At 68.5% G+C, this 15,620-nt stretch carries 14 protein-coding genes and 1 pseudogene; 6 read left to right on the top strand and 9 right to left on the bottom strand.

All coding sequences use genetic code 11. The features are described from left to right. Positions 1-75: 75 nt before the first annotated feature. Positions 76-1,701 (top strand): chaperonin GroEL, encoded by a 1,626-nt coding sequence (gene groL / locus AB0I23_RS04400; RefSeq protein WP_037688102.1) that lies wholly within the window; start codon positions 76-78, stop codon positions 1,699-1,701. 93 nt (positions 1,702-1,794) lie between these two features. On the opposite strand, the gene AB0I23_RS04405 is transcribed toward groL, so the two are convergent. From AB0I23_RS04405 to AB0I23_RS04430, 6 genes and pseudogenes are all read right to left on the bottom strand, one after another. Further along, entirely contained in the window at positions 1,795-2,490 is a 696-nt protein-coding gene (locus AB0I23_RS04405; RefSeq protein WP_359106675.1) for an ester cyclase, read from the bottom strand. Positions 2,491-2,564: 74 nt separating this feature from the next. Next, complete coding sequence (locus AB0I23_RS04410) at positions 2,565-3,593, bottom strand: hydroxyacid dehydrogenase (RefSeq protein WP_359106676.1); 1,029 nt, start codon at positions 3,591-3,593, stop codon at positions 2,565-2,567. A gap of 51 nt (positions 3,594-3,644) precedes the next feature. Continuing rightward, positions 3,645-4,202, bottom strand: a pseudogene (locus tag AB0I23_RS04415) (carbohydrate ABC transporter permease); the annotation flags it as partial. Positions 4,203-4,208: 6 nt separating this feature from the next. Then, the gene (locus tag AB0I23_RS04420; RefSeq protein ID WP_359106677.1) at positions 4,209-5,837 is read right to left on the bottom strand and encodes an IS200/IS605 family accessory protein TnpB-related protein; all 1,629 of its coding nucleotides are present in this window, start codon (positions 5,835-5,837) and stop codon (positions 4,209-4,211) included. 61 nt (positions 5,838-5,898) lie between these two features. Further along, complete coding sequence (locus tag AB0I23_RS04425; protein ID WP_359106679.1) at positions 5,899-6,174, bottom strand: hypothetical protein; 276 nt, start codon at positions 6,172-6,174, stop codon at positions 5,899-5,901. Positions 6,175-6,335: 161 nt separating this feature from the next. After that, positions 6,336-7,433, bottom strand: a complete 1,098-nt coding sequence (locus tag AB0I23_RS04430; protein ID WP_359106681.1) for a substrate-binding domain-containing protein — start codon at positions 7,431-7,433, stop codon at positions 6,336-6,338. 328 nt (positions 7,434-7,761) lie between these two features. Between AB0I23_RS04430 and AB0I23_RS04435 the strand changes: the two genes are divergently transcribed. After that, on the top strand, positions 7,762-9,042 hold the full coding sequence (locus AB0I23_RS04435) for an RNA-guided endonuclease InsQ/TnpB family protein (protein ID WP_359106682.1): 1,281 nt from the start codon (positions 7,762-7,764) through the stop codon (positions 9,040-9,042). A 122-nt stretch (positions 9,043-9,164) separates the two neighbouring features. Here AB0I23_RS04435 and AB0I23_RS04440 read toward each other — a convergent pair whose 3' ends face one another. Both AB0I23_RS04440 and AB0I23_RS04445 read right to left on the bottom strand, forming a co-directional pair. Then, on the bottom strand, positions 9,165-9,938 hold the full coding sequence (locus tag AB0I23_RS04440; protein WP_359106683.1) for an SDR family NAD(P)-dependent oxidoreductase: 774 nt from the start codon (positions 9,936-9,938) through the stop codon (positions 9,165-9,167). A gap of 34 nt (positions 9,939-9,972) precedes the next feature. Beyond that, positions 9,973-10,647 (bottom strand): MOSC domain-containing protein, encoded by a 675-nt coding sequence (locus AB0I23_RS04445; RefSeq protein ID WP_359106685.1) that lies wholly within the window; start codon positions 10,645-10,647, stop codon positions 9,973-9,975. Positions 10,648-10,728: 81 nt separating this feature from the next. Between AB0I23_RS04445 and AB0I23_RS04450 the strand changes: the two genes are divergently transcribed. Continuing rightward, positions 10,729-11,619 carry a LysR family transcriptional regulator gene (locus AB0I23_RS04450; protein WP_359106687.1) on the top strand — a complete coding sequence of 297 codons (891 nt, stop codon included), beginning with the start codon at positions 10,729-10,731 and terminating at the stop codon, positions 11,617-11,619. Positions 11,620-11,706: 87 nt separating this feature from the next. On the opposite strand, the gene AB0I23_RS04455 is transcribed toward AB0I23_RS04450, so the two are convergent. After that, positions 11,707-12,042: a WhiB family transcriptional regulator gene (locus AB0I23_RS04455; RefSeq protein WP_359106689.1), complete on the bottom strand. Its 336-nt coding sequence runs from the start codon at positions 12,040-12,042 to the stop codon at positions 11,707-11,709. 414 nt (positions 12,043-12,456) lie between these two features. Between AB0I23_RS04455 and AB0I23_RS04460 the strand changes: the two genes are divergently transcribed. The 3 genes from AB0I23_RS04460 to guaB all read left to right on the top strand — a co-directional run bounded on the left by AB0I23_RS04460 (position 12,457) and on the right by guaB (position 15,576). Next, a complete protein-coding gene (locus AB0I23_RS04460; protein WP_003948568.1) occupies positions 12,457-13,068 on the top strand; it encodes a response regulator transcription factor in 612 nt (203 codons plus the stop codon). Positions 13,069-13,355: 287 nt separating this feature from the next. Continuing rightward, a complete protein-coding gene (locus AB0I23_RS04465) occupies positions 13,356-13,931 on the top strand; it encodes a sigma-70 family RNA polymerase sigma factor (protein WP_030084428.1) in 576 nt (191 codons plus the stop codon). 139 nt (positions 13,932-14,070) lie between these two features. Then, entirely contained in the window at positions 14,071-15,576 is a 1,506-nt protein-coding gene (guaB, locus tag AB0I23_RS04470) for an IMP dehydrogenase (protein WP_359106691.1), read from the top strand. Positions 15,577-15,620: the final 44 nt, after the last annotated feature.

Consider the following 15,620-nt stretch of genomic DNA (forward strand, 5'->3'; position numbering starts at 1 on the left):
CGCCCCTGGTCCCCTGCGAGATAACAAGCCGGGCGGTCAGGGGCGCAGTTCGTTCGAGAGGACAGTTCAGCTGCCATGGCGAAGATTCTGAAGTTCGACGAGGACGCCCGTCGCGCCCTTGAGCGCGGCGTCAACAAGCTTGCCGACACGGTCAAGGTGACGATCGGCCCCAAGGGCCGCAACGTCGTCATCGACAAGAAGTTCGGCGCTCCCACCATCACCAACGACGGTGTCACCATCGCGCGCGAGGTCGAGCTCGACGACCCGTACGAGAACCTCGGCGCCCAGCTGGTGAAGGAGGTGGCGACCAAGACCAACGACGTGGCGGGTGACGGCACCACCACCGCCACCGTGCTCGCCCAGGCGCTCGTCCGCGAGGGCCTGCGCAACGTGGCCGCGGGTGCCTCCCCGGCCGCCCTCAAGAAGGGCATCGACGCCGCGGTCAAGGCTGTGTCCGAGGAGCTCCTCGCGACCGCCCGACCGATCGACGACAAGTCCGACATCGCCGCCGTGGCCGCGCTCTCCGCGCAGGACTCGCAGGTCGGCGAGCTCATCGCGGACGCGATGGACAAGGTCGGCAAGGACGGTGTCATCACCGTCGAGGAGTCCAACACCTTCGGTCTGGACCTCGAGTTCACCGAGGGCATGGCGTTCGACAAGGGTTACCTGTCCCCGTACATGGTGACCGACCAGGAGCGTATGGAGGCCGTCCTCGACGACCCGTACATCCTGATCCACCAAGGCAAGATCGGCTCGATCCAGGAGCTGCTCCCGCTGCTGGAGAAGGTCATCCAGGCCGGTGGCTCCAAGCCGCTGCTGATCATCGCCGAGGACGTCGAGGGCGAGGCCCTGTCGACCCTGGTCGTCAACAAGATCCGTGGCACCTTCAACGCCGTCGCGGTGAAGGCCCCGGGCTTCGGTGACCGTCGCAAGGCCATGCTCGGCGACATCGCCACCCTCACCGGTGCGACCGTCATCGCCGAGGAGGTCGGCCTCAAGCTCGACCAGGCCGGTCTGGACGTGCTGGGCACCGCCCGCCGTGTCACCGTCTCCAAGGACGACACGACCATCGTGGACGGCGGCGGCGAGCCCGGCGACGTCAAGGGCCGGGTCAACCAGATCAAGGCCGAGATCGACGCCACGGACTCCGACTGGGACCGCGAGAAGCTCCAGGAGCGCCTCGCGAAGCTGGCCGGCGGCGTGTGCGTGATCCGTGTCGGTGCCGCCACCGAGGTGGAGCTCAAGGAGAAGAAGCACCGTCTGGAGGACGCCATCTCCGCGACCCGCGCCGCGGTCGAGGAGGGCATTGTCTCCGGTGGTGGCTCCGCTCTGGTCCACGCCGTCAAGGTCCTCGAGGGCAACCTCGACAAGACCGGCGACGAGGCCACCGGCGTCGCGGTCGTGCGTCGCGCCGCGGTCGAGCCGCTGCGCTGGATCGCCGAGAACGCCGGCCTCGAGGGTTACGTCATCACCTCGAAGGTCGCCGAGCTCGACAAGGGCCAGGGCTTCAACGCCGCGACGGGCGAGTACGGCGACCTGGTGAAGGCCGGCGTCATCGACCCGGTCAAGGTCACCCGCTCCGCGCTGGAGAACGCCGCGTCCATCGCGTCGCTGCTGCTGACGACCGAGACCCTGGTCGTCGAGAAGCCGGCCGAGGAAGAGGCCGACGCCGGTCACGGCGGCCACGGTCACTCGCACTGACGCGCTGCCACCTCGGCTCACAGCCGCACAAGGCCCCCGTCCCCGCTGTTCAGCGCTGGGAACGGGGGCCTTCGGCTGTCCTGTGCAGACGGATCAGTCGAGCGCGCCGAGCTGGCGCATCAGGCCGAGGAGGTCCTCGTGCCACCAGCCTTCCTGGATCCTGCCGTCCTTGAACCGGAAGATCGTGGTGCCCGTCATGGTGCACTGCCTGCCCGTGGGGGCGATTCCCATGAAGTCACCCTCGTGGGTGCCGGTCCAGGTCCACAGCGTCACGACGTCGTCACCCTCGCAGACCTGCCGGTCCAGACTGAGGGTGAAGTCGAAGGCCGCGCGCCATCGGATCACGTCGTTCTTCAGGGAGTCGGACCCGATCACGGTGTCCTGCTCCTTGGCGACGTCGTGGTCGATGTAGTCGGGCGCGAAGACCTCGTCGATGGCTTCGAGGTTGCCCCCGACGGCGATCTCGTGGAAGAACCGGCGCGACAGTGTCTGGTTCAACTGTTCGTCACGGACCACATCGAGGTCGGTGAAGGTGGGCATCCCTTCGCAGAGCGCCACCATCTCCTGGAAGATCTGGTCGGTCTCCGGCAGCTTCGAGTTCGCCATCGCATCTTCGTACGAAGGGAATTCGACGATCTCGACGAAGTGGGACCCGTCGGAGCGGTCCTTGCCGATGAGGCTGTGCGTGGCCGTCCGGGTGCCCTTGGTCCGTTCGACCCATTCGTCCATGAGGCGGTCCATGTCGTCGAACCGCTCCGTCTTGCAGTCGATTACTTGTACGAATCTCATGGCGTCTCCCGGTCCTGCAGTGTGGGTGGGATTCTTCCAGTTTAGTGAGATGGGGGGCTTTCGACGTTCTGGGCTCAGGCCGAGTGCTGCAGGCTTCCGGCGTGCACGGGGTCCGCGAAGGGCAGACCGGACGCGAACCGCTCCATCTCGTCGAGCGCATGGTCGGCCATCCGGTGCAGCTCATCGCCCAGCGACCCCGCGATGTGCGGAGTGAGCAGCACATTCGGCAGCTCGTACAACGGCGAGAGCGCGGGCGGAAGTTCGGGATCCGTCACATCCAGCACCGCGTGCAGTCGCCCGCTCCGCAGCTCCGGAAGCAAGGAGTGCTCGTCGATCAGCGACCCGCGCGCCGTGTTGATCAGCGTCGTGCCCGTCGCCATCGCCGCCAGCTGCGCGGCGCCGATCAGATGGTGCGTCTCCGGCAGCTGCGGCGCATGCACGGAGACGACGGAGCTGCGTGCGCACAGCTCGTCCAGCGCCGCGAGCCGTACGCCCAGCCGGGCCGCCTCCGCCGCGTCGACGTACGGGTCGTACAACAGGACGTCCAGGTCGAAGGGGCGCAGCAGCTCGATCACCCGTCGGCCGATGCGGGATGCGCCGATGATGCCGACGGTACGGCGGTAGTTGCCGGAGCCGTCGAGCTCCTGGAGCCAGTCGTGGCCGGTGCGCAGGGCGGCGTAACGCTGCGCGGCCTGCAGCACCCGCTTGCCCGCGAAGAGGATCGCGGCAAGGGTGAACTCGGCGACGGGCAGCGCATTGGCTCCGGCCGCCGAGGTGACGGCGATCCCGCGTTCCCAGCAGGCGTCCGTGATGTGGTGCTTCACGGAACCGGCCGCGTGCACCACGGCCCGCAGCCGCGGCGCGCCGTTCAGCACCTCCGCAGTCAGCGGCGTCGCACCCCAGCAGGTGAGCAGCACCTCGGTCTCGGCGAGCGCGGCGGCCGTCTCCGGTGCCGGGTCGGCCAGGTCGTGGGCGACGAATCGGGGATCCGTACGGGTGAGGGCGGCCAGCCGTGCGCGGTGGCGGTCGGCGAGGAGCCGGTCGGCGATGCCGGGGCCCATCGCCAGCAGGGCTTTCGGCCGGTTGTCAGTGGCGTGGGGCATGGTGGAACTCGGACTCCTCAAAGGGCGCTCGGCTCAGGGGGCGGGCAACGGTCACTTGACGCTTCCGGCGGTCAGACCCGCCTTCCAGTGCCGCTGCAGGGAGACGAAGGCGACGATCAGGGGGATCACGGCGAGGAGGGATCCGGTGACGACGAGCGGATAGAAGCTCGGCTCGCCGTGGGTGTTGGTGTTCCAGGAGTACAGACCCAGGCTCAGCGGGAACAGCTTGCGGTCCGACAGCATCACGAGGGGGAGGAAGAAGTTGTTCCAGATCGCGGTGAACTGGAAGAGGAAGACGGTCACGAAGCCCGGCATGACCATGCGCAGCCCGATCGACCAGAAGACGCGCAGCTCGCCGGCGCCGTCGATACGGGCGGCCTCCAGCGCCTCGTTCGGGATGTAGCCGGTGGAGAACACCCGGGCGAGGTAGACGCCGAACGGGTTGACGAGGACCGGGATCAGCACGGACCAGTAGGTGTTGACCAGGCCGGTCCTGGACGCCAGGAGATACATCGGCAGGGCGAGCGCGGTGGTGGGGACCAATACGCCCATCAGCACCAGGCCGAACAGCTTCTCCTTGCCGCGGAATTCGTACTTGTCGAAGGCGTACCGTTCCTAACCAGTGTGCAACAGTGAGTCCTGGAGCCACTGTTGCGTACTGGGCGCATCCCGAACGGTTTTGGATGCACTGGGTTCCCGCTTTCGCTTCCCGCTCGGCGGCACGCCTCCAGGGGCGTGGTCCGTTGTGGGCGGGCGGGTTCCCTCACGCCCCTGGTGACCTGGTTCGGCCTGGACGGTCCGATGCCCCGCACGATCACTCCGGTCGTGTGGGGGCGGTGCCGTCCGACGCCGGACCGGGTGTCCGAGGGCGCGTCGTCCGATCGCGATACCGGCGGCATCGTGACGGGACATCTTTCGGCGTGGGGTGGCCAGTGGTTTCTGCCAGTGCTGGGCACCCCACATGCTGGTGTAGGCCGGGTCGACCGCGACAATGCTCAGGCCGTGTTCAGCGGCCATCGACACCAGCCGGGCCTTGAGCTTCCCGGTCGGGATACCGGAGATGAGCTGCCGGAACCGCTTCTTGCGGCCGTGCTTCTCCCGGGTCTTCTCGGGCGTGAAGTCGAGGTCTTCGATGCCGATCGCGGCGACCCCGGCACGCACCGCCCAGTTGATCAGGCGGGTCAGCGCGTGGCGGATCTGTGCGTCGCGGTGAGCGGCGGTGCCGGACAGGTCGTAGGGGAAGTGGTGCGGGTCGCCGATGGGGTTGCCGTGCCGGTCGAGGTGGTAGGCGGCGAAGTGGTCGGCGTTGGTGTCGACGCCGATCATGCCCCGGGCGCGGGCGGTCTCCAACGGGATGGTCTGGACGACGGGGCGTTGCCAGGATGCGGTGAGATACCAGCGGCCTCGCTCCGTGTCGAGGTGGATGCGGTAGGCGACGGCCCGGTTCGCTTCGATGCGGTCGGCCCACTCCGCGCCCCGGTGCGCGAAGCCGATACGGGAGGTGAGGATGTACCGGCCGTGCTGGGCGTTGGCCAGGTGCGCGAGCGGGGCCGGCAGCTTGATGGACACTTCGCCGTCCGGGGTGACGCGGATCGTCTCGTTCCCGAACCGCTTCCCCGACTCGCCGTCGGCAGCGATGAACCAGCGTTCCGCCTCCCACCGTTCCCGCCACTGGTCTTCGGTGAGCTGGGCCCGGGTGAGGTGGTGGCGGGTGTTGAGGAGACGTTTACCGCCCCGCACCACCCGCACCCGCCCGGCCTGCCAGTCGGCCACAGCAGCAGCATGCCGCGCCTTGAGTGCCGCGAGGCGGCGGGACTTGCGGAACCACTCGTTCTTCGACTGGTAACCGCCCGTCGCGCGCTTGGTTCCCTTCTCCCCGATCGGGAGGGACAGGCGGTGCCGCAGCGTCTTGATCCCGGCCGCCAGCTTCTGGATATGCGCCGCCTGGCCACGGCGCGCGAGCGCCCACTGATCGTGCGTGGCCTTGGTGATCGCACCCGCGATCCGCGACGACGACAATGCCGTCAGCTCCCGCTTACGCGCCGCCCACGTCTGAGCGCTGTGCTCCAGACCATCCGCACAGCGAGCCTTGAGATCACCGGAAGCCAGCGCACCCTGGTGCGCACCGACCGCGCGCAGCACCATCTCGTCGTGGGGGGTGAGGTGCCCCAGCCGGTCCCGGATCGCCACCCCGCAAGGCCCGGGCACCACGACGGGAACGGCCAATTTCCGCAGACCACCCACCACATCACCCCTCCCAGGCCGGACACCTGCCACCCGACCCAACGAGCAGCAGCCACCAAGGTCACCCATTCGGCCCCAGAACCCCCGTTCCCACCCCCGCGAATACACCGCCAGGACTCACTCCCGCACGCCACCACTCACCTCGGCTCAGCAAACCGACAGCAGCACGCAACCCCTTGGTCCAGCCCCAGAAGGTGATGCTGACGGGCTTGCCGTCGCTTCCGGGGGCGGCGCTGTCGTCGTCGTCGTCGCCGCTGCCGCCGCAGGCCGTGAGAACGGCGAGGGCGGTGGCGGCGCCGACGAGGGCAAGGGACGTTCTGCTCGAACTGCGGCTCACAGCGAGGCTCCTGAACAGGCGACGACATTGGCGTTGGCCGTGATCCTTGAACCAGTCGTGACCGAAGTCAAGAGCGAAAGATTGATTGATCGAAAAAAGATCAAATAAGTTACGTACGGAAGCGGGAGGGCGGAAGCAGCGGGGAGGGCTGCGGGGGCGTGTCATGGGAGGGGGGAACCGCATGAGTCGCGGACCCGCAGCTGCGGCAGCAGCGTCAGATGGCGCCGCGGCGCGCCCGTCCTCTCGCCCAGCCGTTCCACCAGCAGTTCGGTGGCATGGCGACCCACATCGCGCTTGGGCGGCGCCACCGCCGTCAGCGGGGTGTCGGCGAGCGCCGCCACCTCGTCGTCGTACGCGATCAGCGCCAGGTCGTCCGGCACCCGCACGCCCAGCTCGGCCAGGCGCTGCACCACCTGGATCGCGTCCACGTCGTTGTGGATCAGCGCCGCCGTGGCCACCCCCGAGCCGACCGCCTCGCGCAGCGCCTGCACCGCCGCCTCGAAGGCATCGGGAGCCAGCTCCGCCGGTACCGAATCGATCACGTCCTGCGGGGCGCGCAGCCCCAGCACGGCCAGCGCCTCCGTGTATCCGGACCGCACCGCGACCGCCGTCGGGGAGTCGGCGCGGGCCATCAGCAGCGGTGCCCCGTGGCCCAGTTCCACCAGGTGGCGTACGGCGAGCAGGACCCCGTGGGCGTGGTCCGAGCAGACCCGGTCCAGGCCGTCCAGCCGCGAGCCCGCGGCGGGCCGGCGCTCCAGCAGCACCGTGGGCACGGGCAGCGCGGCGATCCAGTCGCCGAACGCCGCCGGGTCGCCGGGATGCTGCCAGCCGGGAGCGATCAGCAGGCCCTCGGCGCCCGTCGAGAGCAGTCCCTCGGTGCGCGCGTGGTCCTCCTCGGGCCGGTAGTCCGAGATCCGCAGGATCAACCGGGCCCCGGCCCGGGCCGCCGCCTCGTGCGCCCCGCGGATGACCTCGGCGAAGTAGTACGTCGCAGAGGGCGCGAGCATACCGAGGACCAGGCCGCTGCTCGTACCGGTGGCCGCGCCGGAGGCGGCGCCGGGCGCCGCACGGTCCTGCGGCCAGGAGACCGATCCGTGCACCCGGTCCAACAGGCCCCGGCCCGCCAGGTCCTCCACGTCCCGGCGCACCGTGACGGGCGAGACGCCCAGCTGGGAGGCGAGATCGGAGACCCGGGCCGAGCCCCGTTCCCGTACCAGCCCCAGTAGCCGGTCATGACGTTCAGCGGCAGTTTCGCGCACGGCAGCAGTCCCCTCGCAGTGATCCGACCCTGGGATCGACCCTAGTCCAGCGTGATCGAACGATGGCAGTTTCGATCATTCAAACGTAATCCATTGACGTTCGATCAATCCGAGTCCAGGATTCCGGCGATGCCGACTCGACCCTGACTGTTCGTACGGAGGAATTGTGAGACATCGCGTCACCGCGAATTGGGTTGGAGTGGGGTCGTGATCGTCTTGCGACGGCAAAGAGTTTGCGCATGTGCAGATACTGGCTCGCGTGGGGCAAGTTCGGGCATCGGTGTTCAAGTCCCATGAGGTCTCGTGAGTCAGTGTTGGCTTCGTGTTCATGAGCGAGCAGGCAGTGGTGAAGCGACAGTTCGGGCATCGTGCCCGGCTTGCTATGACTCCTGCCCTCAGTCTCAAGCTCGATGAGCAGGCACACGCTGCCCGGGCGATGTGGAATCTCCTGCACGCGTGGTGGCAGATGATGCCGAAGGACCAGCGGACCCTGGCCCATGCGGATGCCGCGATACGCCAATCCCGCAAGGACATCGACTTCCTTGCCGTTGTCCCGGCTCAGGCCGCGCAAGCGGTGCTGAAGACGTACGTGCAGGCGTGGAAGAATTGCTGGGGCGGCCGTGCGGACGCCCCGAACTTCAAGACCCGCATCCGCACGGTCATGTCCCTGGACATCCCACAGGGGCAGCATCTGAACATCGTCCGCGTCCATCGCAGGTGGGGCGTGGTCAACATCCCCAAGGTCGGCCGGGTCCGGTTCCGCTGGACGAAGGACCTGCCGGTCGGCAAGCGTGCCGACCAGAACAATCGGATCACTGGGGCTCGGTTGGTCAAGGACGACCTCGGCTGGCACATCTCCTTCCGCGTTCAGACCCTCGAACCTGAACCCGAGCCTCATAAGGGCCCGGAAGTCGGTATCGATGTAGGCGTAACTATCCCCCTCGCCTTGTCCGACGGCGGGAAGTTCGAGCACGGTGCGTGGCTGACTGACAGGGAGCAGGCCAAACTTCTGTGCCTGGAGCGCCGCTCCGCCGCGCTCCGGCAGTACCGCAAGCGCGGCGAGAAGGCATCGAAGCGTTTGCAGCATGTGTACGACCAGATTGCCCGGCTACGCGCGAAAGCCAAGCGCCGACGTCAGGACTGGCAGCACAAGACCACTACGACTATCGCCCGCACGTACGGCACCGTCGTGGTGGAGGCTTTACAGATCACGAACATGGTCAAATCCGCCAAGGGCGCCATCGACCGACCCGGCAAGAACGTCGCGCGGAAGGCCGGTCTCAACCGGTCCATCCTCGCCGAGGCTTGGGGACGCATGGTCGCCATGCTCGATTACAAGCTCACCCGGCGCGGCGGCAACCTGGTCAAGGTCCCAGCCCCCGGCACCTCCCAGCGCTGCTCGATGTGTGGTGTCACCACGCCAGGGAACCGGGAGAGCCAGGCGGTATTCGTCTGCAAGAACCCGGACTGCGGGTGGTCGGGCAACGCCGACCACAACGCGGGCCGCAATGTCCTGCATCTCTACCGGATCGGCCTCGTGGCGATCCCGGCTGCCGGAAGGCGCAGTCGTCAGGCGCGGCAACGCGTCCAACCCGCCACCGCAAGGTAGGCAGGAATCTCCCCGCTCGCGGAGGAGAGAACTTCAAAACAACACCTTCCACAAATGCGGATCTCGACACCGATACCTACGCGGGCCGCGGCGTCGAGTAATCCGCACACCGTCCGACCGCCCTACTGCGGACCGTACTTGCGGCCTGTCTTGGAGGTGACCCCTCCGAGCAGGCCGCGCGGCGCCACCTTCACCAGCCCCATCAGCGCCTTGTACCGCGCGTCCGGGATCGACACCGACTTCCCGCGCGCCAGATCCGCCAGCGCCGAGGCGACCAGCCTGTCCGCGTCGAGCCACATCCAGCCCGGAATGTTGTCGGTTCCCATCCCGGCGCGTTCATGGAACTCGGTCCGTACGAAGCCGGGGCACAGCGCCATCAGCCGCACCCCCGAGCCGGCCAGGTCCTTCGCCGCGCCCTGGGTGAACTGAACGACCCACGCCTTGGACGCGCCGTACGTCCCGCGCGGTACGAACGCCGCCACCGAGGCCACATTGACCACCCCGCCCCGCCCGCGTTCCTTCATCCCCGCCGCGGCCGCCGAGGTCAGCCGCAGCACCGCCTCGCAGTGCACCTTCAGCATCTTCAGCTCGTCCGCCATCGACACATCCAGATAGCGGCCCTTGTTGCCGAACCCGGCATTGTTGACCAGAAGGTCGACCGGGTGCCGACGGTCCGTCAACCGTGCCTCGACCGAGGCGATCCCGTCGTCCTCGGAGAGGTCGGCGGTCAGCACCTCGGCCTCGATGCCGTGCCGGTCGTGCAGCTCGGTGGCCTGTTCCCGGAGCCGCTCGGTGGTGCGCGCCACCAGCACCAGGTTGTGCCCGTCGGCCGCGAGACGTCGCGCGAAGGCGGCCCCGATTCCCGCGGTCGCGCCCGTAATCAGTGCAGTCGTCATACGCGGCACGTTAGTGCCCCGCACACCCCACTGATCACTCGCCCGGTGCCCGCGACTCCACGTACGTCAGGGCGGCGCGCAGCGTCTCGGGATGCAGTGCGTCCCGGGCCACGAGCAGCTCCTTCAGCAGGTCCCGTCGCACCGTGGCCGCCAGGAACTCCATCCGTACGGTGACGTCGTGGTCCGGCCGGTGCACGATCTCGACCGGGTCCCCGGCGCGGATCTCGCCCGGCTCGATCACCCGGAGGTAGGCACCCGGAGCGGCCGCCTCCGTGAACCGCTTGACCCAGCGCTTCTCTCCGAGATGACCGGCGAAGGTACGGCACGGAATGCGACCCGACGTCACCTCAAGGACCAGATCGGGGCCGATCCGCCAGCGCTCGCCGATCCTCGCGCCACTCACGTCCAGTCCGGCGGTCGTCAGGTTCTCGCCGAACGCGCCGTTGGCCAGCGGGCGGCCGAGCGAACGCTCCCAGGTGTCGAGATCCTCGCGGGCGACGGCGTACACCGCCTGGTCCGAGCCGCCGTGATGGCGCAGATCGCACACCGCGTCCCCGGCCACCCCGCTGCCGCCGGTGCCCTTGGGGCCGGGGTCGGTGACCCGCACCGGGCCGTCGGCCGGTTGCTTGTCGATCCCGGTCACGCCACCGGCGGCGTCGGTGTAGTCGACGGCCCTGGGCCGTCCCGCATTCACGCTCAGCAGTTCCATACGCCGCACGCTAGCGACCTCACCCTCAAAGTCGCATGCCAATAATTCGCATCTGTCCCAAGCTGCCCTTATGGTTGAAGGGTGATCGAAGCCCGTCATCTCCGTGTCCTGCGCGCCGTGGCCGCCACCGGCTCGTTCTCCGCCGCCGCGCGCGAACTCGGGTGCACCCAGCCCGCGGTCAGCCAGCAGATGAAGGCCCTGGAATCCTCCGCCGGCACCCCGCTGCTGATCCGCACAGGCCGCGAGATGCGGCTCACCCAGGCGGGTGAGGCGCTGGTGCGTCACGCGTCCGGCATCCTCGCCGGGCTGACCGCCGCCGAGGAGGAGGTCGCCGCGATCGCCGGGCTGCGGGCCGGCCGGGTCCGGCTCGTCTCGTTCCCCAGCGGCAGCTCCACCCTGGTCCCCGGGGCGCTCGCCGCCCTGCGCGCCGCCCACCCGGGGACGAGGGTCTCCCTGGTCGAGGCGGAGCCGCCGCGCTCGGTCGAGATGCTCAGGGAGGGTGACTGCGACATCGCGCTGGCGTTCCGCTACGGCGCCTCGGGTGGCGAGTGGGAGGACCTGGTCGTGCGCCCGCTGCTCACCGACCGGCTGATCGGCCTGGTTCCCGACGGGCACCGGCTGGCCGGTGCGGACGCGGTGGGGATCGGTGAACTGGCCGACGAGTCCTGGATCGCGGGCTGCCCGCGCTGCCGCCAACAGCTGGTGGAGGTCTGCGAGGAGTCCGGCTTCATCCCCCGGATCGACTTCGCCACCGACGACTACCCTGCGGTGATCGGTCTGGTCGGCGCCGGTCTGGGAGTGGCCGTGCTTCCGGAACTCGCGATCGAGTCGGTGCGCCCCAAGGGGGCTCGTACCGTGACGGTGGAGCCGGCGATCGAACGCGAGATCGTCGCGCTGACTCTTCCCGATCTGGCCCAGGTCCCCGCGGTGGCGGCCACGCTGGACCAGCTGTCCCTGGCGGCTGCCCGCTAGACCGGGGTCGGCACATGCCGGTGGCCCGCGCCCGCAGACATGCGGTGCAGGAACGTTTCTTCCGTTGTTGTGCGGGGTGCGGAAGGGTCAGCCGTGCCCGGATGGGGCGACCATCCCTGTAGGTGCCGCTGCCGCGATCAGCCGGGTGCGGGCCCGCCCCATGAGCTCCTCGCGCTCGTCCTCGGTCAGTCCGCCCCACACTCCGTAGGGCTCGCGCACCGCCAGTGCGTGCGCTGCGCACTCGGCGCGTACCGGGCAGCGCATGCAGACCTCTTTCGCTGAGTTTTCGCGGGCGCTCCGTGCCGCTCCCCGTTCACCCTCCGGATGGAAGAACAGCGAGCTGTCGACCCCACGGCAGGCCGCCAGCAGCTGCCAGTCCCACAGATCGGCGTTGGGTCCGGGAAGGCGGGAGAAATCTGCCATTGCTTGTCCCCTCGAAACCATGCTGGGTCGGAAACGTCGTTGTCGTTCGTCGTTGGACCGGTGCCCATGACCGTACATCTACGGTGCTAGTAGATGTAAATATGACTGATTGCGAATCTAGCCACAGACACCAGCAAAAGGGAAGAAAACCTGCTAAATGGGGCATACGTTCCAGTGAAAGTTCGATTGACGGCTTGACCATCCGCGCGGCTCTCCGCTGTATTCGGTCAGTCACGTAGAGTGCCGAACTCGGTCCTCGGACCCGTAACTCTTTCGAGTGACCGTCGTTGAGAGTGCGGAGGCGGTTGGCAGAAGAAGCGATCGGGCAGATGTCCGAGAGCGTCAACCGCACAGGTGACGACTTGTATCAGCCTGGAGGTTCAAGGTGACGCGCATCAGCTGCGGAGGACGGTCATGACATCCGTCCTCGTCTGCGACGACTCCCCGCTTGCCCGAGAAGCGCTCCGTCGGGCGGTCGCGACCGTGCCCGGCGTCGAGCGTGTGACGACGGCGGCCAACGGCGAGGAAGTACTCCGCCGCTGGGGGGCCGACCGTTCGGATCTGATTCTGATGGACGTACGCATGCCCGGTCTGGGGGGTGTGGAGACGGTCCGGCGGCTGCTCTCCGCCGACCCCGGGGCCCGGATCATCATGCTGACCGTCGCGGAGGACCTGGACGGTGTCGCGCTCGCGGTCGCCGCCGGTGCCCGCGGCTATCTGCACAAGGACGCCTCCCGCGCGGAGCTGCGGGCGACCGTCACCCAGGCGCTGGCCGATCCGACGTGGCGGCTCGCCCCGCGTCGGCTGCGGTCCGCCGAGATGGGTGCGGCACCCACGCTCACCGCGCGTGAGATCCAAGTGCTCGAAGGGATGAGCCATGGCCGTTCCAACGCGGAGATCGGGCGCGAGCTCTTCCTCTCCGAGGACACGGTGAAGACGCATGCCAGGCGGCTGTTCAAGAAGCTCGGCGCCTCGGACCGGGCACACGCTGTCGCGCTCGGTTTCCGCTGGGGCCTGGTCCGCTGATGACCGGCCATGACCGGTAGTCGGCCGCTTCCCCGTCCGCACCGTGGCGGACGGGGTGACGGGGTGACGGGGGCGGCAGGGCGTCGATCGGTCGCCCGGCAGCCTCGGTATGTGACGCTTCCCGGCCGATGACGCATCCTTGAGATGTGGAGTTCCTCGGGAACGATTCGGACGCGCGGAAGGGGAGGGCGCAGGACATGACTTCCGGCGCACCCGCTCATAACGCTTCGGTGCACAACTACGGACGCGGTGCCGCGGATGACACGGCGTCGAGGCACCATGGTCCGATGCGTGACGACGAGACGACGGTGATCGGTGCCCTGGTGCACCGTGCCGTCGACGGCGACGCCCAGGCCACCCATGATCTGCTGGCCCATGTCCACCCCCTCGCGCTGCGCTACTGCAGGTCCAGGCTGAACCGGCTGCCCGGTGATGCTCGCCACTTCGTGGAGGACCTGGCGCAGGAGGTCTGTGTCGCGGTGCTGATGGCGTTGCCGCGCTACAAGGACACCGGCAGGCCCTTCGAGGCTTTTGTCTTCGCCATCGCCGGCCACAAGGTCGCCGATCTGCAGCGGGCCGCGATGCGACACCCGGGGTCGACGGCCGTGCCCTCCGACGAGATGCCGGAGCGGCCGGACGATTCACTCGGGCCCGAGGAGCGTGCGCTGCTCAGCAGCGATGCCGCCTGGGCGAAGAAGCTCCTCGCCAACCTCCCGGAGAACCAGCGTGAACTGCTGGTTCTGCGGGTCGCGGTCGGTCTGACCGCCGAGGAGACCGGACAGATGCTCGGCATGTCGCCGGGCGCGGTCCGGGTCGCCCAGCACCGCGCACTGAGCAGGCTGCGCGCCCTTGCCGAGCAGTAGAACGGCGCCGGATTTCCTCGCACGCAGGTTCCGTACGAAGCTACAGAACCCCCAGGTGATCTTGATCGTGGAATGAGACACCCCCGGAGGCCGTTAGCATGGACATCCGCACCGATCAAGGCTATTTGGGGAAGGTGTCATGACTGCAAACGTCGACGGAGTGCCCGAGAAATTCGCGACGCTCGGGCTGACATACGACGACGTGCTGCTGCTGCCCGGCGCGTCCGACATGGCGCCCGATCAGATCGACACCTCCTCGTACATCTCCAAGAACGTACGGGTGAACATCCCGCTGCTCTCCGCAGCGATGGACAAGGTCACCGAAGCCCGCATGGCGATCGCCATGGCCCGGCAGGGCGGCGCCGGTGTGCTGCACCGCAATCTCTCCATCGCCGACCAGGCCAACCAGGTCGACCTGGTGAAGCGCTCCGAGTCCGGCATGGTCACCGACCCGATCACGGTGCACCCGGACGCGACGCTGCGCGACGCCGACGAGCTGTGCGCCAAGTTCCGCATCAGTGGCGTGCCGGTCACCGACGCCGCGGGCAAGCTGCTCGGCATCGTCACCAACCGTGACATGGCCTTCGAGTCCGACCGTTCGCGCCAGGTGCGCGAGGTCATGACGCCGATGCCGCTCGTCACCGGGAAGGTCGGCATCTCCGGCGCGGACGCCATGGAGCTGCTGCGCCGCCACAAGATCGAGAAGCTTCCGCTGGTCGACGACGCCGGGGTCCTCAAGGGCCTCATCACCGTCAAGGACTTCGTCAAGGCCGAGAAGTACCCGAACGCCGCGAAGGACAAGGAAGGCCGGCTGCTGGTCGGCGCCGCCGTCGGCGTCGCGGGCGACGCCTTCGAGCGGGCCCAGGCGCTCGTCGAGGCGGGCGTCGACTTCATCGTCGTCGACACCGCGCACGGCCACTCCCGCCTCGTCTCCGACATGGTCGCCAAGATCAAGTCGAACGCGTCGGGCGTCGACGTCATCGGCGGCAACATCGCCACCCGTGATGGCGCCCAGGCGCTGATCGACGCGGGCGTCGACGGCATCAAGGTCGGTGTCGGCCCCGGTTCGATCTGCACCACCCGCGTCGTCGCCGGTATCGGCGTCCCGCAGGTCACGGCCATCTACGAGGCCTCGCTCGCGGCCAGGGCGGCCGGTGTCCCGGTCATCGGCGACGGCGGTCTGCAGTACTCCGGCGACATCGCCAAGGCCCTCGTGGCCGGCGCGGACACCGTGATGCTCGGCTCGCTGCTCGCGGGCTGCGAGGAGTCCCCGGGCGAGCTGCTCTTCATCAACGGCAAGCAGTTCAAGTCGTACCGCGGCATGGGTTCGCTCGCCGCGATGCAGACCCGTGGCGACCGCAAGTCGTTCTCCAAGGACCGCTACTTCCAGGAGGGCGTCGCCTCCGACGAGAAGCTCGTCCCCGAGGGCATCGAGGGCCAGGTCCCGTACCGCGGCCCGCTCTCCGCGGTCGTCCACCAGCTCACCGGCGGTCTGCGCCAGTCGATGTTCTACGTCGGCGGCCGCACCGTCCCGGAGCTCCAGGCCAACGGCCGGTTCGTACGGATCACCTCGGCGGGCCTCAAGGAGAGCCACCCGCACGACATCCAGATGACGGTCGAAGCACCGAACTACAGCAGGAAGTAACGCAACAGCGCAGCTGAGGGGCGGTCCGGGGTTCCTGGGACCGC

It is taken from the genome of Streptomyces atratus, assembly GCF_040655115.1.
In the GTDB taxonomy this organism is placed as follows: Bacteria; Actinomycetota; Actinomycetes; order Streptomycetales; family Streptomycetaceae; genus Streptomyces; species Streptomyces atratus_D.